This is a genomic window from Aureimonas sp. Leaf324 (assembly GCF_001423245.1).
GTDB lineage: Bacteria > Pseudomonadota > Alphaproteobacteria > Rhizobiales > Rhizobiaceae > Aureimonas.
This window is the reverse complement of the sequence record NZ_LMOH01000001.1, coordinates 52124-71558: the sequence shown is the minus strand read 5'-3', so window position 1 is coordinate 71558 and position 19435 is coordinate 52124. Positions and strand designations below refer to the sequence as shown.

Here is a 19435-nt window from a genome sequence, read left to right as displayed (position 1 = left end):
GTCCACTTGCTGGCGCCCTCCCAGCGGTTTCGGCAGGACGCGCCGATACGTCCCCGCTCAGTGCGCGAAGCGGCCGGGTCCGATGACCCGTGGCAACCGCTTCTTCCTTTCGCTCGCCGCCGTCTTGGTCCTTGGGGGCGCTGTCGGCGCGGCCGCGGTCCTTGGTCCTTGGAACCGGAGCGACAGTGTGGCGACGCTGCTCGGCGCGCCGTTCCGGCTGACGAGCGACGAAGGCAGGCCGATCTCGGACACCGACTTGCGGGGCAAGCCGACGGCGCTGTTCTTCGGCTTCACCTTCTGCCCGGAGGTTTGCCCGACGACGCTTGCCGAACTCGCCGGACTGATGGGCGAACTCGGCCCCGACGCCGAACGGCTCAACGTCGTCTTCGTGTCGGTGGACCCGAAGCGGGACACACCGGAGGTCTTGCACACGTACCTCTCCGCCTTCGACGAGCGCATCCGCGGGATCACGGGCGAGCCGGACGCCGTGCGGGCGATGGCCAAGAGCTACGGGATCTACGTCAAGCGGGTTCCCACTGAGGACGGTGGCTACACGATGGACCACACCGCTGCCGTGCTCCTCCTCGATGCGGCCGGCGGGTTCGTCGGCACGATCGCCTACGAGGAAGGGCACGACAACGCCCTCGCAAAGCTGCGGCGGCTTGCCTCGCGCACGACGACCTGAACGGGCGCCAAGGGCGCCCGCGTTCCGTCCTGTCGCTCGCCCGAACCGGCGAGCCACCCCGTCACCAAGTGCAATCGCCCGGACAGGTTCTCCGTCCGTGCGCCGAACGTCTTTCTCGCATGGAGACAAGCCCGTGAACCGCAGGGACTTCTCGCTGGCCCTCGGGGCCGCCGCGGGCCTCGGCGTGCTCGCGCCCGGTACCGCATCGGCGGCCAAGAGCCCGACGCCCGCCGCTTCTGCGGCGGACGGGCCGAGCTTCGCAATGCTCGTCCACCCGAAGATGATCCTTCTCGACCTCGTTGGCCCGCTGACCGTCTTCAACGTCATGGGGGCGCGGATCCACCTCGTCGGCCGCACGCCGGCCCCGGTCGCATCCGAGGTCGGCATCCCGGTGACCCCGACGACGACCTATCCCGACTGCCCGCGCGACGTGGACGTCCTCTTCGTCCCCGGCGGGCTCGGCGGCACCGTCGACCTGATGGACGATCCCGGCACGATCGCCTTCCTCCGGGAGATGGGAGAGCGTGCCCGCTTCGTCACCGCGGTCTGCACCGGCACCCTCCTTCTCGGAGCGGCCGGGCTCATCCGCAGCAAGCGCGCGACGACGCACTGGTACGTCCGCGATCTCCTCCCCCTGTTCGGCGGGGTCCCGACCGAGGAACGCGTCGTCGAGGACGGAAACCTCGTCACCGGCGGGGGCGCGACGGCCGGCGTCGACTTCGGCTTGACGCTCGCGGCCCGGATGAAGGGCGAGGACGCGGCAAAGCGCATCCAGCTCGTCCTCGAATACGATCCGAAGCCGCCGTTCCCGGCAGGATCGCCCGCGGGCGCGGGCGCGGACATCACGGCCGAGGTCCTGCGCCGACGCGGACCCGCGCTCCAGGACGCTAGGCGCGCGGCCGAACGGGCGGCCGCTCGCATGCCTGCCTGACGGACGGCACGCCCCTCTTCACACCTCGAACCACGAAAGACCGCCGAATGTCCGACATCACCGCCGACCGGATGGACAGCGCGGCCCGCGCCTCCGCCGTCGACCTCTACCGCGCCGTCTGGCGCTGGCACTTCTACGCGGGGCTCTTCGTCCTGCCCTTCCTAGTCACCCTGTCGGTCACCGGGGCGCTGTACCTGTTCCGCGAGGAGATCGACGCCTTCATTCATGCCGACCTCCAGCGCGTGCAGGTTGTCGAAGGCGCGCAGACCATCGCTCCGTCGCGCATGGTGGACGCGGCGCTCGCGGCCTATCCGGGAACGGCGGTCAAGTTCACCGACCCCGCCGTTCGGGAAGCCTCCGCCGAGGTGACGATCAAGACGCCCGACGGCGCGCGCATAGCCGTCTACGTGAACCCCTATGACGGCCACGTCCTCGGCTCGATCGCCGACCGGGGCACGGTCATGTGGACCGTGCGTTATCTCCACTCGCTGCGGTACTTCGGCCCCGTCGCACGCGGCGTCATCGAGATCGCGGGCGGCTGGGCCATCCTGCTGGTGGCGACCGGCATCTACCTCTGGTGGCCTCGCGGTCAGAAGGGCGGCGTCGTGTCGGTTCGCGGCGACCGGACGAAACGCGTGTTCTGGCGAGACACCCATGCCGTCACGGGCCTCTTCGTCGGCGGCTTCATTGCCTTCCTGGCGCTGACGGGCATGCCCTGGTCGCAGGTCTGGGGCGGCCAAGTGAACGAGTGGGCCAACGGCTCGAACTTCGGCTACCCCTCCGGCGTGCGCGTCGACGTGCCGATGTCCGGCCAGAAGCTGTCGGCCGAGGGGCTGACGACCTGGTCGCTCGAGCAGGCGCAGGTGCCGAACTCGGCCCCTTCCGACGCCACGCCGATCGGCCTCGACCGGGCCGTCGCCGAGTTCGACGAACTGGGGCTTCACCACGGCTACGCCGTCAACCTGCCGACCAAGCCGACCGGCGTCTACACGGGCTCGGTCTATCCCGACGACCTCGCCCAGCAGCGCGTCGTCCATCTCGACCAGTACACCGGCAAGCCGCTCCTCGACATGAGCTACGCCGACTACGGCCCGATGGGGCGTGCGCTCGAATGGGGCATCAACTTCCACATGGGCCAGCAGTTCGGCCTCGCCAACCAGATTCTCCTTGTCCTCGTCTGCATCGGCAACGTGGTGCTGGCTGTCTCGGCGGCCGTCATGTGGTGGAAGCGCCGCCCCGGCCGCTCGATGGGCGTGCCGCCGATGCCAAAGGACAAGCGGGTGTTCCGCGGCCTGATCGCGATTCTCGCCATCGGCGGCATCGTCTTCCCGCTGATGGGCGCCTCGCTGCTCGTGATGCTGGCGATGGATTTCGCCGTCTCGAAGCTCCGCTCCGCGCGCGAGGCGCGTCCCGCCTGAGGGCTGGCGCAAAGCCGCACATCGTCAATCCCAACCGCCGGAACCACGTCCGCGTCCCGGCCTCCATCCAAAAAGGAACCCAGTCCATGATCAGGATCACTCTCGCTGCCCGGCGAGGCGCGACGGCCCTCGTTCTCGCCTGCGCAACGCTCGCCGCCGCGTCGATGACCGCCGAGGCCCACGAGTTCAAGGTCGGCTCGATCGGGATCGAGCACCCCTGGAGCCGCGCCACGCCGCCGGGCGCCAGGACGGGCGCGGGCTATCTCGCCCTGTCGAACTCCGGCACCGAGACCGACCGCCTCGTGTCGGCCGCCTCGCCGATGGCCGAGAAGGTCGAGGTCCACGAGATGACGATCGTCGACGGCGTCATGAACATGAGCCAAGTCGCGGGCGGCATCGAGATCCCCGCCGGCGGCGAGGCCGCACTCGCGCCGGGCGGCTTCCACCTCATGCTGGTCGGCATCAAGGAGCCGTTCAAGCAGGGCGACATGGTGCCCGTCACGTTGACCTTCGAGAAGGCCGGCTCCGTCGAGGTCGAACTCGACGTCGGCTCGATGGGCGCCAAGGAGCCCGCGCACGATCACGGCACCGCGGACCCGGCCCACGCGCACTGACGCGTCCGGCTCCGTACCGAACGAACCAACACCCCAATCCACCCGCCCGAGGACCTCGACAAGGCCAGGGCAAACCCGAAGGGACCATCCCATGACCAAACGCATTCTCATCACGGCGGCAGCCACCGCGGCCATGCTCGGCCAGGCCTCCGCGCACGTCACCCTGGAGACCCAGGAGGCCAAGGTCGGCGGTAGCTACAAGGCCGTGTTCCGCGTCGGCCACGGCTGCGAGGGCGCGCCGACGACGACCATCCGCGTGCGCATCCCGGACGGCGTCATCTCCGTCAAGCCGATGCCGAAGGCCGGCTGGGAGATCGCGACGAAGACCGAAGCCTACGGCAAGACCTTCGACTACTACGGCACGCCGCTCACCGAGGGCGTGCGCGAGGTCACCTGGAGCGGCGGCAACCTGCCCGACGCCTACTACGACGAGTTCGTCATGCGCGTGTACCTGACGCCCGACCTCGCCACCGGGGGCAAGCTCTGGTTCCCGGTCGTGCAAGAATGCCCGGAAGGCAAGGCCGAGCGCTGGATCGAGATCCCCGAGGCTGGGAAGACAGCCGACGACTACGAGTACCCGGCCGCGGGCGTGACGCTCCTGCCGAAGAACTGACTGTCCGGCGGTGCGGTCCCGCCGCACCGCCCCCCGCCATGGAGGCGCGCATGTCCATCCCGTTCCGACCGGGCACCCTACGAGACGCCGTGCTCGGCTTGATCGCCCTCGTCTCGGCGCTCGTCGCCGGGATGGCGGCCGCGTATGCGCATGCGGGCCTTGTCTCCACGTCTCCGTCCGACGGAGCCGTTCTCGACGTCGCGCCTTCGCGCTACGAGATGACGTTCAGCGAACCCGTGTCCCCGCTCCGCATCGTCCTGGTCGGCCCCGACGGCTCGAGCCGCGACTTGTCGGGGGCCAGCCTCTCGGGCAACACGCTCGGTGTTCCCGCGCCCGGCGACATGGTTCAGGGGACGCACGTCCTGTCCTGGCGCGTCGTCTCGGCGGACGGCCATCCCGTCGCCGGCTCGGTCGTCTTCTCCCTCGGAAGCACCAGCGCGACCCCGACCGCGACGATGACGGACGACCTCGGCGTGCGCATGCTCGTCTGGGCGTCGCGTGTTCTTCTGTATGTCGGGCTCTTTCTCGGGGTCGGCGGCGCGACCGGGCTTCTCGTGGGGTCACGGCCGTCCGGCGCCGCACTGCGTCTGGTCCGTGCGGCCCTTCTGGTGGGACTTCTCGCGACACCCGTCGCGCTGATCGCCCAGGGGCTCGATGCCCTCGGCGCGCCTTTGGCGGCGCTCACCGATCCCCAGGTGTGGCAGGCGGGTGCGGGAACCAGCTTCGCCTGGACGCTCGCGGTTGCGGCCGCGGCCATGGCGGTGGCGCTCCTAACGACATGGGTGCCCGGCCAGTTCCTTGCCGCGCTGCTGTCGTCTGCCGCGTTGCTCGGCGTCGGAGCTGCCTTTGCGTCGAGTGGTCACGCCTCGAACGCCTCTCCGACATGGCTGATGCGCCCGGCGGTCGCCGTGCACGGGCTGGCCGTCGCCTTGTGGATCGGCGCCCTCGTGCCGCTCGCCGCGTCGCTGCGCGGAGGCCCTTCGGTCGGCGCGGCGGCGCTGCGACGCTTCTCGCAGCTCATCCCGTGGGTCGTCGTCGCGCTACTGGTATCGGGCACGGTTCTCGCGGTGGTGCAGGTCGGCGTCGTCTCCGCGCTCTGGGCCACCGCCTACGGAAGGGTCCTCCTCGCCAAGCTCTGCCTCCTCGCGGTCCTGTTCTCGCTCGCGGCCTACAATCGTTGGCGCCTCACGGAGCAGTCGTTGCGTGGCGAGCCGTCGGCGACCGTGTCGATGGCCCGTGTGATCGTCGTCGAGATCGGCGTGGCGGTCCTGATCCTGTCGGCGGTCGCCCTATGGCGCTTCACGCCGCCGCCGCGCGTCGAGGCGGCGGTCGCGGCCGAGCCCATCTCGGCCCACGCGATGGGACGAACCGTCATGGCCGACCTGTCGCTGGTCCCCGGCCGGGCCGGGCCCGTCACCGCCGAAGCGACGCTCTTCACCATCGACTACGGACCCGTCGCCCCGACGTCCGTCACTTTCGTGTTCGAGCAGGCCGCCAGCGGCATCGGCCCCATCCGGCGGCCAGCCGAGAACCGCGGCGACGGGGTCTGGCGGACGGATGTGACGCTGCCCGTTCCCGGCGCGTGGGCTGTCCAGTTGGAGGTGTTGATCGACGACTTCAGCCTAGAACGCATCGCGACGACGATCGACGTCAGACCCTGACGACGGTCTCGCCGCCCGACAGCCCCGACCACCGATCAGCGTTGGAGAACGAAAGGATCATCTCGATGTCATCGCCCGCTTCAGCCAACCGCATGCTCGCGATCGGCGGTCTCGTCACACTTCTCGGCGTGCTCCTCACCGCCGTTGGCTTCGTCTATGTCGGTCAGGCGGAGCACAGCGCGGTCAAGCGCCCGTTCGCGCTTGTCGACACCGCGGGCCGGACGGTGACCGAGCACGTGTTCGAGGGACGCCCGTCGCTCGTCTACTTCGGTTACACCAACTGCCCCGAAGTCTGCCCGACGACGCTGATCGAGATGGCCGACTGGCTGAACGAGCTGGGTCCGGAAGGCCGAGACCTTCAGGCGCTCTTCTTCACCATCGACCCCGAGCGCGACACGCCGGACGTCGTGGGGCCCTACGTCGCCTCGATATCCGACCGGATCGTCGGCGTGACGGGAAGCGAGGCGGAGATGCACAAGGCGTCGCAGGCCTGGCTCGTCGTCGCCCGCAAGAATGGGGACGGCAACGACTACCACATGAAGCACACGACCTCGCTGCTGCTCGTCGGGCGGGACGGTCGGCTGAAGGGACTGATCCCCTACGCCACGCCCCGGGAGGAGGCGATCGACAAGATCCGGCAGGTGCTTCTACGGCAGGAGCCGGTACAACTGGCGGGAACGTGACGCAGGCCGGCCAAGTGCGAAGATGCGTCGTTGCCGTCACGCCGTCGTGATGGCAAAGATGCGCGACGCGAACGGTGCGCGGCCCGGTCGTCGGCTTGAACGGGGAGTCGGCGACGAACCGAAGTCAACGCAAAGGACCCGCCGTCCCCGCGACCGATACTAGTTGGGACGCCTCGTTCCTCACAGGAGACCACCATGCGCAGAGCGTTTCCCCTTGCCCTAGCGGCCTCCCTCCTTCCGACAGTCGCCTTCGCCCATACCGGGGTCGGCGACACGGCCGGCTTCCTCCATGGCTTCGAGCACCCGATCGGCGGTCTCGACCACATCCTCGCGATGGTCGCGGTCGGCGTGTTCGCCTACGTCCTCGGCGGCCGTGCGCTGTGGCTGGTCCCCGCCGCCTTCGTCGGCATGATGGTCGTCGGCTTCTCGCTCGGCGTCGCACAGGTCGACGTGCCGTTCGTCGAACTCGGCATTGCACTCTCCAGCGTCGTGATCGGCGGGGCGGCCGCCCTCGGCCGGCCGATGCCCGTCGGCGTCGCCATGGCTCTGGTCGGGGTGTTCGCCGTCTTCCACGGACACGCCCACGGGGCGGAGATGCCCGAGACGGCCGGCGGGCTGACCTACGCCGCCGGGTTCATCGCGGCGACCGCCCTCCTGCACGCGACGGGCATCGCGCTGGCGTTCGGGATTGCCTCGTTGATCGGCCGCTACGGACGGACCGTGGCCCGCGCCGCAGGTGCCGTCTTCGCGCTGGGCGGCGTCGGCATCCTCGCCGGCTGGCTCTAGTCCCTGGTCGCGGTGCCGGGCGGTCGACCCGCCCGGCACTTGGCTAACCTGTCTTCGGGACACCGCGTCGACTTCAGCGCGCAAGCTCCTCGCGGACGATCGCGGCACCCGCGCCCAACGCCTTCAGCTTGCCCCGTGCCACGTCGCGGGACAGGGGGGCCATGCCGCAGTTCGTCGCGGGGATCAGCTTGTCGGCGTCCACGAACCGGAGCGCATTGCGCAGGGTGTCGGCGACCTCCTCGGGCGTTTCGATCGCGTCGGTTGCCACGTCGATCGCGCCGACCATCACCTTCTTGCCGCGGACGAGTTCGATCAGGTCCATCGGCACGCGCGAGTTCCGGCACTCGAGCGAGACAATGTCGATCCCCGACTTTTGGAGGTTGGGGAAGGTCTTCTCGTACTGCCGCCATTCCGAGCCGAGGGTCATCTTCCAGTCGGTGTTGGCCTTGATCCCGTAGCCGTAGCAGATGTGGACCGCGGTCTCGGCCTTCAGCCCCTCGGCGGCCCGTTCCAGGGCCGCTATCCCCCAGTCGTTCGCCTCGTCGAAGAAGACGTTGAACGCCGGCTCGTCGAACTGGACGATGTCGACGCCGACGGCCTCGAGTTCCCTCGCCTCCTCGTTGAGGATGCACGCGAACTCCCACGCGAGCTTCTCGCGGCTCCGGTAGTGGGCGTCGTGGAGCGTGTCGATCATCGTCATGGGACCCGGAAGCGTCCACTTGATCGGCTGCGCGGTCTGCGCCCGCAAGAACCTCGCGTCCTCGATGAAGACCGGCTTCGTGCGCGAGACGGCGCTGACCACGGTCGGCACGCTGGCATCGTAGCGGTTGCGGATTCGGACGACCTCGCGCTTCTCGAAGTCGACGCCGCCGAGATGCTCGACGAAGGTGGTGACGAAGTGCTGGCGCGTCTGTTCGCCGTCGCCGACGATGTCGATCCCCGCCTGCCGCTGGTCGTCCAAGGCCAAGCGCAGGGCATCCCGCTTGCCCGCGAGAAGCTCGTATCCTTCGAGTTTCCAGGGCGACCAGAGCGTCCGGGGCTCGGCGAGCCAGGAAGGCTTCGGCAGGCTGCCCGCCGTGGTGGTCGGCAACAGGATCGTCATGCTGGTTGTCCTCTCGTGTCCGTTCGGTTCATAGGTCCGCGGTCGCCGACCAGCGTTCGAGCTGGGCGCCAAGCGGCTTGATGACGTGCTGTTCGGCAAAGCGGCCCTGCTCGACGGCCAGCCGGCTGCGCTCGTCCCGGTCGTAGACGATGCGGGTCAGGGAGTAGTCCTGCCAGGTCAGGCTCGGTCGGTAGTGCTCGGCCGCCGGGGAGTTCGCATTGTAGATCTCCGGGCGGTAGATCTTCTGGAAGGTCTCCATCACGGCGACCGTGCTGGCCAGCTCGCCATTGGAATAGTCGCCCGTCAGGTCGCCGAGATGGTAGAAGGCGAGCGGCGCGACGCCGCCCGGCGGCAGGAAGTAGCGCGCCCGCATCCCCATCCTGGCGAAGTAGTCGTCGGTCCTGGAAGGGCGTTCGGCCCCGTATTCCACTCCGAGGATGGGGTGGGCGTTCGCGGTCCGGCGGTAGGTCTCCCGGCTGGACACGCTGAGGCAGACGACGGGCGGCTTCGCGAACCGTTCCCGATAGGCGCCGGAGGCCAGGAGGCGCTTGAACAGGTTGCCGTGCAACTCGCCGAATCCCTCCGGCGCGCCGCCTTCAGGGTGCTCTCGGAGGTGGTCCGCCAGGCGGACGCTGAAGTCGTAGTCGCGGACGTAGGACGAGAGGTTGTTGCCGACCATACCGTCGAACCGCTCGCCGGTGCGCCTGTCGACGACGGTCGCCGCCAGAATCTCGATCAGGGGCAAGGTCTCGGCCTCCTCGCGCGCTCCGACCGTCAGGTCGACGGTGACGATCGCAAGCTCGACCGCGTAACGGTCCCCCGCCGGGTTGTCCCAAGGCATGAGGGAGTTGAAGCGGTTGTCGATCATCGCGAGCGTGTTCCGAAGGTTCTCCCGACGACGGTCCCCGCGGGCGAGGTTGGCGAAGTTCGTGGTGATGCGCGTGTGGTCGGCGGGACGGTAGTCCTCGTCGAACGGGACGCTGCTGATCGTGAAGGCGAAGGCGCTGTTCGTCATGACCCACCGTCTCTGGTCAGGCGGGGGGCATGGGTCGAACGCGCAAGGGAAGTGCCTCCATGGCGGTGGCCATGGGCGCGGGCTTCGAGCGCGATCCACCGGAGGAACCCCCGTCCGAGGAACGTCTTGCGTCGGAGGCAGGTCTCCTGGCTCACGGGTCAATGCGACGGTTCCGGCCTTCCCGAGCCTCTTGCAAGGCGCAGTGGCACCCGAGGAAACCGCCGCTCGCCGCTTACAGTTGCGGGGGCAGCGCCAGACTCCGCCCGCAAGGGCGCCACTGGCTTCCCGTCTTAGCCCCACCGCCATGCCTGGGATGGGGAACCTCGACAGCGACCATTCAACACGATCTCAGCCGGGGTGTCAATGAGGACATAAGGACATCTTTATGTCCGTATATCTTGCCTAGCGCGACGAACGGCGCAGGGGCCTCGTTCACGGCCCCCTCCCTCTCGGACACGCCTCACGTCAGTCCCAGGCGAGCGCGCCGCCGTTCTGGTACTCGATGACGCGGGTCTCGAAGAAGTTCTTCTCCTTCTTCAGGTCCATCACCTCCGACATCCACGGGAACGGGTTCTCGGTCTCGGGGAACACGGGGGCAAGCCCGAGCTGGGCGCAGCGGCGGTTGGCGATGAAGCGCATGTACGCCTCGCAGCTCGAGGCGTTCAGCCCGAGGAAGCCGGTCGGCATCGTGTCGCGACCGTAGGCCGCCTCCAGCTCGGCGCCCTCACGCAGCATGGCGCGCAACTCGTCCTGGAAGGCGGGCGTCCAGAGGTGCGGGTTCTCCGCCTTGATCTGGTTGATGACGTCGATGCCGAAGTTCAGGTGAATGCTCTCGTCGCGCAGGATGTACTGGTACTGCTCGGCGATGCCTTGCATCTTCCCCCGCCGCCCGAGCGACAGGATCTGCGCGAAGCCCGTGTAGAACCACATGCCCTCGAACACGACGTAGAAGGCGACGAGGTCCTTCAGGAAGGCGCGGTCCGCCTCCGGCGTCCCGGTGCGGAAGTGCGGGTCCTCGATGCCCTGCGTGTGCTTGAGTGCCCAGGCCGCCTTGTCGGTGATGGACGGCACCTCGCGGTACATGTTGAACAGCTCGCCCTCGTCGAGCCCAAGGCTCTCCACGACGTACTGGAACGTGTGCGTGTGGACCGCCTCCTCGAAGGCCTGTCGCAGGAGGTACTGGCGGCACTCGGGGTTCGTCAGGTGGCGGTAGATCGCCAGCACGATGTTGTTGGCCACCAGGCTCTCCGAGGCGGCGAAGAAGCCGAGGTTGCGCTTCACCATGCGCCGCTCGTCCTCAGTGAGGCCCCCCGCCGACTTCCACAGCGCGATGTCGGCCTGCATGGAGACCTCGGTCGGCATCCAGTGGTTGTTGCAGGCCGAGAGGTACTTCTCCCAGGCCCAGCCGTAGCGCATCGGCAGGAGCTGGTTCACGTCGGCGCGGGCGTTGATCATCCGCTTCTCCGACACCGAGACGCGGCCGCCGTTGCGATCGACGGTGTCGGTCGTGATCTCGGTCGCAGTCGCCGGCGGCGGTGCGATGTCGTCGGGGACGGGCGTGGCGGCGGGGATGTTCGCGGCGGTCGCGGGGACGGAGTCGTTCCAGTCGAGCATGGGAGCGTCTTTCGAAGGGAGAAGTGGCCCGCCGCCGGTCGGCGGGCTGAGGAAGATCATTGCGAGTGACGGCCTACTGGCAGGCCTCGCACTCTGGATCGTCGATCGAGCAGGCCCTGCCCCATGCCGCGTCCGGCACGCGGATCTCCGCGGGCACCGAGGCCGTCGCCGCCGCCGCCATCGGCGCGGCCGCAACGGCGTTCAGCTTGCCGTCGGTGACCTTCAGGGTGGACTTCTCGACATGCGTCGCCGAGCGGGTGCGCAGGTAGTAGGTCGTCTTCAGGCCGCGGTCGAAGGCGAGGCGGTAGAGCGCGTCGAGCGCCTTGCCCGACGGCGCGGCGAGGTAGAGGTTCAGGGACTGCCCCTGGTCGATCCACTTCTGCCGCCGGGCGGCCGCCTCGATCAGCCACGCGGAGTCGATCTCGAAGGCGGTGGCGTAGAGGCGCTTCAAGTCGTCCGGCACGCGGTCGATGGGACCGAGCGACCCGTCGTAGTACTTGAGGTCGGAGACCATGACCTCGTCCCAGAGGCCCCTTGCCTTCAGGTCGCGCACCAGGGCGGCGTTCACCACCGTGAAGTCGCCCGACATGTTCGCCTTGACGAAGAGGTTCTGGTAGGCGGGCTCGATCGATTGCGACACGCCGCAGATGTTCGAGATCGTCGCCGTCGGCGCGATTGCCATCGTGTTGGAGTTGCGCATGCCGACCGAGCGGACGCGGACGCGCAGGGCCTCCCAGTCCAACGTCGCCGAACGGTCGAGGTCGAGGGTGCCGCCGCGAGCCTCGGCCAGGAGTTCCAGGCTGTTGATCGGCAGGATGCCCTTCGACCAGAGCGAGCCGTCGAAGGATGGGTAGCGCCCGCGCTCGGCGGCGAGGTCCACCGAGGCCGAGATCGCCTCGTAGGAGAGCGCCTCCATGCTGGTGTCGGCGAAGGCGACCGCCTCCTCGCTGGCATAGGCGAGGCGCAGGGTCTGGAGCGCGTCCTGGAAGCCCATGAGACCGAGGCCGACCGGACGGTGGCGCAGGTTGGACTGGCGCGCCTCGGGGATCGTGTAGAAGTTGATGTCGACGACGTTGTCGAGCATCCGCATCGCCGTCTTCACGGTGCGCGACAGCAGCGCCCGGTCGAGGCCGCCGGCAGTCACGTGGGCGGCGAGGTTCACCGAGCCGAGATTGCAGACGGCGACCTCGGAGGCCGAGGTGTTGAGGGTGATCTCGGTGCAGAGGTTCGACGAGTGCACGACGCCGACATGGCCCTGCGGCGAGCGGACGTTGCACGGGTCCTTGAACGTGATCCACGGGTGCCCGGTCTCGAACAGCATGGTCAGCATGCGCCGCCACAGGTCGACCGCCTTCACGCGGCGGTGGACGCGGATCTCGCCGCGTGCCGCCCGCGCCTCGTGGCCCTCGTAGGCTTCCTTGAACGCCGCGCCGTAGAGGTCGTGCAGGCCCGGCACCTCGTCGGGCGAGAACAGGGTCCAGTCGCCGTTCTCGGCCACGCGCTGCATGAAGAGGTCCGGCACCCAGTGCGCCGTGTTCATGTCGTGCGTGCGCCGCCGGTCGTCGCCCGTGTTCTTGCGCAAGTCGAGGAACTCCTCGACGTCGATATGCCAGGTCTCGAGGTAGGCGCAGACCGCGCCCTTGCGCTTGCCGCCCTGGTTGACCGCGATCGCGGTGTCGTTGGCCACTTTGAGGAACGGCACGATGCCCTGGCTCTGGCCGTTCGTCCCCTTGATGTGGGCGCCAAGGCCACGGACGGGCGTCCAGTCGTTGCCGAGGCCGCCGGAGTACTTGGCGAGCAGCGCGTTGTCCTTCACTGCCTTGAAGATGCCGCCGAGGTCGTCGGCGACGGTGGTGAGGAAGCAGGAGGAGAGCTGCGGGCGCGAGGTGCCCGCGTTGAACAGCGTCGGCGTCGAGGCCATGAAGCGGAAGCTCGACAGGAGTTCGTAGAACTCGATGGCCCGCGCCTCGCGGTCGACCTCGCGCAGCGCGAGGCCCATCGCGACGCGCATGAAGAACCACTGCGGCAGCTCGAAGCGCACCCCATCGGTCTGAAGGAAGTAGCGGTCGTAGAGCGTCTGGAGGCCGAGGAACTGGAACAGGCGGTCGCATTCGGGGATCAGCGCGGCAGCACAGCGGGCGACGTCGAAGCGGGCGAGTTCCGGGTCGATCAGGCCGGCCGCGATGCCGCGGTCGAGGTAGGCGGGGAAGGCTTCGCCGTAAAGCCGGCCCATGTCCGCGTGCGTCGGCGCGGCGGGCGCTCCGGAGACGAACGACAGCGCCTCGCCGCGCAAGCGGTCGAGGAGGAGGCGCGCCGAGGCGAAGGCGTAGTTCGGCTCGGTCTCGATCAGGGTGCGCGCCGCCATGACGGGCGCTTCGGCCAGCTCCGCCAGCGTCAGGCCGTCGTAGAGGTTGCGCCGCGTCTCGGCGAGGATCGCGTCGGGCGACACGCCGTCGAGACCGTCGGACGCTTCGGCGACGACGCGGTCGAGCCGGGCTTCGTCGAGGGGCGCGAGCGAACCGTCGGCCTGCCGGACGGACAGGGTCGGCATGGCGGGCGTCTCGGACGCGGCGGCCTGTGAGGCGCGGGCGCGGGCGTGTTCCTCGCGGTAGAGAACGTAGGCTCGGGCGACCTTCGGGTGCTCGGAGCGCATCAGCGCGAGCTCGACCTGGTCCTGGATGTCCTCGATGTGCAGGAGGCGGTCGCCGCCCGAGCGTCGCGCCAGCGCGGCGACGACCTCGTCGGCAAGGCTGCGCACGACGTCGTGGACGCGGGTCGAGGCGGCGGCCTGGCGTCCTTCGACGGCGAGAAACGCCTTGGTCATCGCGACCGCAATCTTGGAGGCGTCGAAGGGCGACACCGAGCCGTTGCGCCGGATCACGCGCGCGGTCGCCGTGTCGGACGGTGCGGACGCGTCGTTGGCGGCGTGCGCTGCGGGGAACGGATGCGGCAGGGCCGCGGGGGTAGGAAGAAGAGACATTCGGCTGCTCCAGCGAAGTGGAGGCAAAGGCCGAGCGGACGCGAGACCGGACGGCACGCGGATCCCGGACGGGAGCGCGGCGCCGCGACAGGCACACGATCCACCGGGACACCCCGCCCAGGGAAGGTTCTACCAAGTCGCGGCAGGTCTCCTGGCTCGCGGGTCGTCGCCTTCCGTCCGGCCTTCCCGGAGCGAATGCCCCAGTGACGCGGAATGGACGGATGGCTCGCCGCTTACAGTTGCGGGGGCAGCCCCGGCCTTGCCCTGCGGCTCACCGGGTTCCCTCTTAGCCACCACATCTTGCGATGCGGCGGACCGTGACTGCCGCATATAGTGCGGCAGCGAGGGTTCGAGTCAACGCGCCGTGCGTCTCTATCCCCAACGTCCGCTTGTCCTGGATGGGGCTTCGAAGCGGACAGGCAGGTACCCACCCGGTCGTGGCGATCGTAGCGGAGAAAGCGGACGCCTCGAAGCGGCTCATCCGCTATCGACCCGTCTCTGTCGTTCGCGAGCACAGAAGCTCTTCTCGATAGCGGACATTCGCTATCGTCGGATTGGTCGGCGCTTCGTTGCTGATTGTATAGAAATGCACTGTGCGTATGCGGACGGGGCCGTACAGCGTCTCGGCCGGCCCCGTCCCAAAGCTCCTTCGAAATTCTACCGGCTCGGTGCGGTCACGCCCCGCTGCCGAAGCCAATCGGTCATGGCGTCAATTTCCTGCTGCTGTTCCAGGATGATGTGCTCGGCCAGCGCCTTGTTGCTCGGGTCGGCGCCGTACTGAAGCTGCACCTTCGCCATGTCGATTGCACCCTGATGATGCGGGATCATGCCGAGCACGAAGGCCACGTCGGGGTCGGGATGGCGCATGCCCTCCATCATCGGACCATGCATCGTCGCCATGGTCGCCGCGTAGGCAGCGGTCGCCCCGCCTCCGGGTGCGGATGTGGTTTGTCCATGAGACATGTGCATGCCCCCCTCGAGCTCGCCGGAGACGACGCTCTCAAGCGCCTTCGGGCCATGCGGATGCTCGGGCGAGTACGTGTGCGTCGCCATCTCGGTCGGCATGGCGACCGCACGTCCCTCCAGGCCGTAGAAGGCAATGTGCAGCCCCCAGTAGCCCGTCACGAAGATCACGAGGGCGGCGGCGATCCCGGCCGGGACCCCGGCGAGCGAGCGCTTGATCGCCGGGAGGAAGTGGACCTCCCGGGTGTGGTCGGCGGCGATGGCGACGAAGATCGCCATGATGAGCGCGTGGCCGATGAGATCGACCCGGCCGAAGGGGTAGACGGCGGCGCCCATGATGAGGAACAGCGCGATCGCCGAGAGCCTGCGCACGAGCGGCGTCCAGATCAAGCCGAAGCCCATCGTGAACTCGGCGACGCCCGCCATCGGGATGAAGACGTCCCGCGGCATGCCGAAGGTCAGGAACGGCTTCTCCTCGACGAGCGGGTAGAACCAGTCGGGATAGGCGAACTTCTCGAGGCTCGACCACATCAGGGCAATCGCAACGCCCCAGCGCAGCGCCTCGAAGCGGTGCTTGCGCCATTCGGGCTTCGTCGACGAGGCAAGCACGAGATAGGCCGCGACGCCCAGCCCAAGCGCCAGATAGTCGAGCAGATGGAAGAAGTCGTAGTCCCGGAGGGCGATCACCCAGAGGAAGATGATCCCGGCCGCAGACAGCGGCATCGTGCGCTTCGAGAAGACGCCGAAGGCGATCAGGAGCTGGACCCACGACACCCACTCGTTAGGGGTCTTGAGGTCGGGCGTCAGGTAGACGCCGCCAACCGCGAAGATGGCGACGAAGAAGGCGCCGACGACGACGCAGACGAAATCGTCAAGGCGCGTCCAGAGGGGATCGGTGACGCGGTCCATGCCGCGTAGGATCCCCTCGCCCGCCGCCGAGCGCTCGACGAGGCGCGTGCCGACGAAGAAGACGAGGACCAGCGCGATGGCAGCCCAAAACCAGGGATCAGCGGCCGTCCTCGAGACGGGCGCAGGCGGGGCGCCGACGATGTAGGGCGCGAACCACTTCACGTGCGCCTGCGCCAGCGTCGGCATGAGGATGGCGGGAACGATGCAGGCCAGCGTCGTTCCTAAACGGCTGGTCGAACTTCGGATACGCATGTCGGGAGAGTTCCAGGTTTCGGGAAGGTGGAAGGGGGCCTGCACACGCGAGCCCCGACGGTTCAGGCCGCCAGGCGATCATCCGGCTCCTCGGACAGGTCGTCGGCAGGCCCGAAGAACTCGTAGTGGATGCGTGCGGGCGGCACGCCGATCCGTTGCAGGCCATGGACGAACGCCGCGAGGAACGCCTTCGGACCGCAAAGGTAGTAATGCGCGCTCTCGATCGGCGTGTGCTCGCGCAGCCAGTCGAGGGTGATCATGCCGTCGACGTCGTGCGTTCGGCCGATCTCGTCTTCCGGGCGGGGTGACAGGTAGAAGGTCGTCAGCCGTGCCTCGGACCGACCGGACACGAGGCGCTTGACGTGCTTGCCCATCGCATGGGTCGCTCCGTCCTGCGTGCCGTGGACGTAGTGCACGGGGACGCCCTCCCCTCGTCCGACGAGCGTCTCGAGCATCGATACCATCGGCGTCAGTCCGACGCCGCCGGACAGGAGCACGACGGGAGCGTCCGTCTCGGACTTCAGGACGAACTCGCCGGCGGGGGGCGCAACGTCGAGGATGGTGCCGACCTCGGCTGCGTCGTGCAGCCAGTTGGACGCCGAGCCCTTCAGCTCGCGCTTGACGGTGATGCGATAGGTCTGGCCGTCGGGCGCGGAGGAGATGCTGTAGTTGCGCTTCAACACGACGTCGCCGGGAAGGCTCAGCCGGAAGGTCAGATACTGCCCCGGGCGGTGCCGGATCACGGCTCCGCCGTCCGCGGGCCGCAGCACAAACGACGTCACGATGTCGCTTTCCCGGATCTTGGCCTCGATCGTGAACTGCCGCCATCCGGACCAGCCGCCGTCGGCTGTTTCGAGCTCCCGGTAGAGCGCTCCTTCCCTTCCGATCAGGATGTTGGCGAGGAACCAGTAGGCTTCGCCCCAGGCGTCCAGCACCTCGGGCGTTGCGGCTTCGCCCAATACCTCGGAGATGGCGCCGAGCAGGGCCTCGGCGACGACGGGGTAGTGCTCGGGACGGATCTGGAGCCCGACGTGCTTCTGCGCGATGCGCTCGACGGCTTCGCCAAGGACGGCAAGGTTGTCGATGTTCCGCCCATAGGCGAGGATCGCCCCGGCTAGGGCCTTGGGCTGCGAGCCCGTCTCGCCGTGGTGGGACTGGTTGAACAGGTCGCGGATCGCGGAATCGCGGAACATGCGTTCGTACATGGTCCTGACGATCTCGAGCCCGTGGGCTTCGAGGGCTGGGATCGTCGCCTTTACGGTCGCGACTGTTCGCTCGCTAAGGGGCGAGGTCATGGCATTGTCTCCTAGTGGAAGGATGGAAGGCGTCAGCCGAGAGGCGGATCAACCGTTGCAGCCGGAGGCGGCCGAGCCGACGCCCGGAACCGGAGCCCAGCTTTCAGGCTATCGGCGATCCGATCGGCCTTTTGCGAGATCGCGGCGCTGCGGTCGGCACCGAACTCCTGTTCCGCGGTCGCATGGAACAGCGAGAGCCAGCGCGCGAAATGCATGGGCTCAAGTGTGTCGCGGAGAGGCAGATGGGCGCCGAAGGGATTGCCCTTATAGGTGCCACTGCCAAGCATGACCGAGCACCAGAACGCCTCAAGACGCTTCAGATGCGCGGGCCAGTTTAAGACCCGCGGCATGAACATGGGCGCTAGCAGGTCGTCCCTGCGGACCGCGCCATAGAGCGCCGACACCAAGTGCCGCAGTTCGGCTGCGCTGAGTGGGCAGGGTTCAGGAGCAACTTCGAACGGGCGCATTGGACGGGATCGCCATAACATGCATCGATGATGCATCTATGGCTGTCGTGTAGCACATTGCCTAAAAGATGCAAGCGTCCTACATGTTTTGCTGAAGCGAAGGATCCATAGCCGTGCGGCTGACCCTCTACACCGACTACTCGATCCGCGTGCTGGTGTTCCTGTCGGCCCATCCCGATCGCCTGTCCTCAATCGCCGAGATCTCGCAGGCCTACGGCATCTCGAAGAACCATCTGATGAAGGTGGTCCAGGATCTCGGCCGCGCGAACCTCGTGACGACGGTGCGCGGCCGTTCGGGCGGCATCAAGATGGCGCGCCCGCCCGGGGAGATCACGGTGGGCGAAGTTGTCCGGGTGACAGAGGACGGGTTCGACCTTGTCGACTGCGGCTCCTGCGTCATCGCGAGGGCCTGCGGCATCCGCAAGATACTGAAGGAGGCGACGCAGGCATTCCTGGCGGTTCTGGACGGCTACACGTTCGGCGACCTGCCGAAAGGGGAGCTCGGGATACTCGATGTCCTTGCAGCCTTCCCCGACGTCCGGCAGTCCATCGCCAAGGCTGAATGTCTCCCGGCTGAAACGGTCACTTGAAGCAAACGCCCCCGGTCGCGTGAATGAGCCTGTCGGGGTCTGACGGTGGGGAATTGGTGCGACTGGATCCGAAAGGATCACCCATCCAGTGCCTTCGGGCGCTCGCGGACAAGCCTCGACGTCCAATCCTCCACGGCGCCGGACCGCAGGCGCCGCAGGGCATGTTCGCGCCAGCCGTTCGCCAGCCGCTCGACCTCGGACAGCCTGGTGAGTTCCCCGCGGTTCAAGGTGTCAATGTAGAAGACGCGCCAGACCCGCTCGACCGTCCAGTCGGGTGAGTGACGATGGACAAGGGTCAGCCGATCGCTAGGGCCCACCATTCCGGTTTGGAGGACGCGGTAGTACCACCCGGTCCGTCCCGTTCCCTGAACACGTTTGGCCATGTCCGGCAGGCCGAACCGCTCGTTCAGCTTCCAGCAGGGCTGGCGTCCCTGGCTGACCTCGATCCGCGCCGTTCCGATCTCGAACACGTCGCCGATTGCAACGTGCCGTTCCGTGATGCCATAGGTCGACAGGTTCTCACCGAAGGCACCCGGGCGACCCAGCAGACGCTGCGGTCCGAGGTCCTCCTGCCACGCGGCGTAGTGTTCGAGCGGATAATGATGCACCGCCTTCTCCGGGCCGCCATGCCGGACCGGATCGCCTTGCTCGTCCCCGTCGAAGCCTGTGGTTCGAAGGGCGACGGGACCCGCGACGGCCATCTTCCTAATGCCGCTCGGTGCGCCACGGGAACCGAGAGGTCTCACTCTGCCAATAAGAAGGGCTTCGAGCTGTACAGAGGTCATCGCTTGTCCTCCTTAAAGGGCTGAAGACCGATCTCGGCCATCGACAGTTCGACGAGCCACCGCTCGAAGCCT

The 19435-nt window shown here is 68.0% G+C and carries 17 protein-coding genes and 2 riboswitches; of the genes, 9 read left to right on the top strand and 8 right to left on the bottom strand.

The window, feature by feature from the left end:
• Positions 1 to 82 precede the first annotated feature (82 nt).
• The 8 genes from ASF65_RS00400 (at position 83) to ASF65_RS00365 (ending at position 7391) form a co-directional block, all read left to right on the top strand.
• Complete coding sequence (locus tag ASF65_RS00400; protein WP_055883531.1) at positions 83 to 685, top strand: SCO family protein; 603 nt, start codon at positions 83 to 85, stop codon at positions 683 to 685.
• 133 nt (positions 686 to 818) lie between these two features.
• Positions 819 to 1616, top strand: coding sequence for a DJ-1/PfpI family protein (locus ASF65_RS00395; RefSeq protein WP_055883529.1), 798 nt, complete (start codon positions 819 to 821; stop codon positions 1614 to 1616).
• A gap of 47 nt (positions 1617 to 1663) precedes the next feature.
• Entirely contained in the window at positions 1664 to 3034 is a 1371-nt protein-coding gene (locus tag ASF65_RS00390; protein WP_055883526.1) for a PepSY domain-containing protein, read from the top strand.
• An 86-nt stretch (positions 3035 to 3120) separates the two neighbouring features.
• Entirely contained in the window at positions 3121 to 3648 is a 528-nt protein-coding gene (locus tag ASF65_RS00385; protein ID WP_055883523.1) for a copper chaperone PCu(A)C, read from the top strand.
• A 91-nt stretch (positions 3649 to 3739) separates the two neighbouring features.
• Positions 3740 to 4261, top strand: coding sequence for a DUF1775 domain-containing protein (locus tag ASF65_RS00380; protein WP_055883519.1), 522 nt, complete (start codon positions 3740 to 3742; stop codon positions 4259 to 4261).
• A gap of 50 nt (positions 4262 to 4311) precedes the next feature.
• Positions 4312 to 5922, top strand: a complete 1611-nt coding sequence (locus tag ASF65_RS00375; RefSeq protein WP_162239435.1) for a CopD family protein — start codon at positions 4312 to 4314, stop codon at positions 5920 to 5922.
• Between the two features lie 65 nt (positions 5923 to 5987).
• The gene (locus tag ASF65_RS00370; protein ID WP_055884908.1) at positions 5988 to 6605 is read left to right on the top strand and encodes an SCO family protein; all 618 of its coding nucleotides are present in this window, start codon (positions 5988 to 5990) and stop codon (positions 6603 to 6605) included.
• Positions 6606 to 6800: 195 nt separating this feature from the next.
• Positions 6801 to 7391 (top strand): HupE/UreJ family protein, encoded by a 591-nt coding sequence (locus ASF65_RS00365; protein WP_055883515.1) that lies wholly within the window; start codon positions 6801 to 6803, stop codon positions 7389 to 7391.
• 73 nt (positions 7392 to 7464) lie between these two features.
• Here the strand turns inward: ASF65_RS00365 and ASF65_RS00360 are convergent, their stop codons facing one another.
• The 7 genes from ASF65_RS00360 to ASF65_RS00330 form a co-directional block, all read right to left on the bottom strand.
• Positions 7465 to 8493, bottom strand: coding sequence for a methionine synthase (locus tag ASF65_RS00360; RefSeq protein WP_055883513.1), 1029 nt, complete (start codon positions 8491 to 8493; stop codon positions 7465 to 7467).
• Between the two features lie 28 nt (positions 8494 to 8521).
• The gene (locus tag ASF65_RS00355) at positions 8522 to 9508 is read right to left on the bottom strand and encodes a putative oxygenase MesX (RefSeq protein ID WP_055883509.1); all 987 of its coding nucleotides are present in this window, start codon (positions 9506 to 9508) and stop codon (positions 8522 to 8524) included.
• 118 nt (positions 9509 to 9626) lie between these two features.
• Positions 9627 to 9849, bottom strand: a riboswitch (cobalamin riboswitch).
• A 124-nt stretch (positions 9850 to 9973) separates the two neighbouring features.
• Entirely contained in the window at positions 9974 to 11122 is a 1149-nt protein-coding gene (locus ASF65_RS00350; protein ID WP_082505070.1) for a ribonucleotide-diphosphate reductase subunit beta, read from the bottom strand.
• Between the two features lie 73 nt (positions 11123 to 11195).
• Positions 11196 to 14102: a ribonucleoside-diphosphate reductase subunit alpha gene (locus ASF65_RS00345; RefSeq protein WP_055883507.1), complete on the bottom strand. Its 2907-nt coding sequence runs from the start codon at positions 14100 to 14102 to the stop codon at positions 11196 to 11198.
• Positions 14103 to 14225: 123 nt separating this feature from the next.
• Positions 14226 to 14437, bottom strand: a riboswitch (cobalamin riboswitch).
• A gap of 322 nt (positions 14438 to 14759) precedes the next feature.
• Complete coding sequence (locus ASF65_RS00340) at positions 14760 to 16226, bottom strand: DUF305 domain-containing protein (protein WP_055883503.1); 1467 nt, start codon at positions 16224 to 16226, stop codon at positions 14760 to 14762.
• Between the two features lie 62 nt (positions 16227 to 16288).
• Positions 16289 to 17521 carry an NO-inducible flavohemoprotein gene (hmpA, locus tag ASF65_RS00335; protein WP_055883502.1) on the bottom strand — a complete coding sequence of 411 codons (1233 nt, stop codon included), beginning with the start codon at positions 17519 to 17521 and terminating at the stop codon, positions 16289 to 16291.
• Positions 17522 to 17553: 32 nt separating this feature from the next.
• A complete protein-coding gene (locus ASF65_RS00330) occupies positions 17554 to 17988 on the bottom strand; it encodes a group III truncated hemoglobin (protein WP_244486517.1) in 435 nt (144 codons plus the stop codon).
• Positions 17989 to 18101: 113 nt separating this feature from the next.
• Between ASF65_RS00330 and ASF65_RS00325 the strand changes: the two genes are divergently transcribed.
• On the top strand, positions 18102 to 18578 hold the full coding sequence (locus ASF65_RS00325; protein ID WP_055883499.1) for an Rrf2 family transcriptional regulator: 477 nt from the start codon (positions 18102 to 18104) through the stop codon (positions 18576 to 18578).
• A 77-nt stretch (positions 18579 to 18655) separates the two neighbouring features.
• Here the strand turns inward: ASF65_RS00325 and ASF65_RS00320 are convergent, their stop codons facing one another.
• Positions 18656 to 19363, bottom strand: a complete 708-nt coding sequence (locus tag ASF65_RS00320) for an MOSC domain-containing protein (protein ID WP_055883497.1) — start codon at positions 19361 to 19363, stop codon at positions 18656 to 18658.
• Positions 19364 to 19435: the final 72 nt, after the last annotated feature.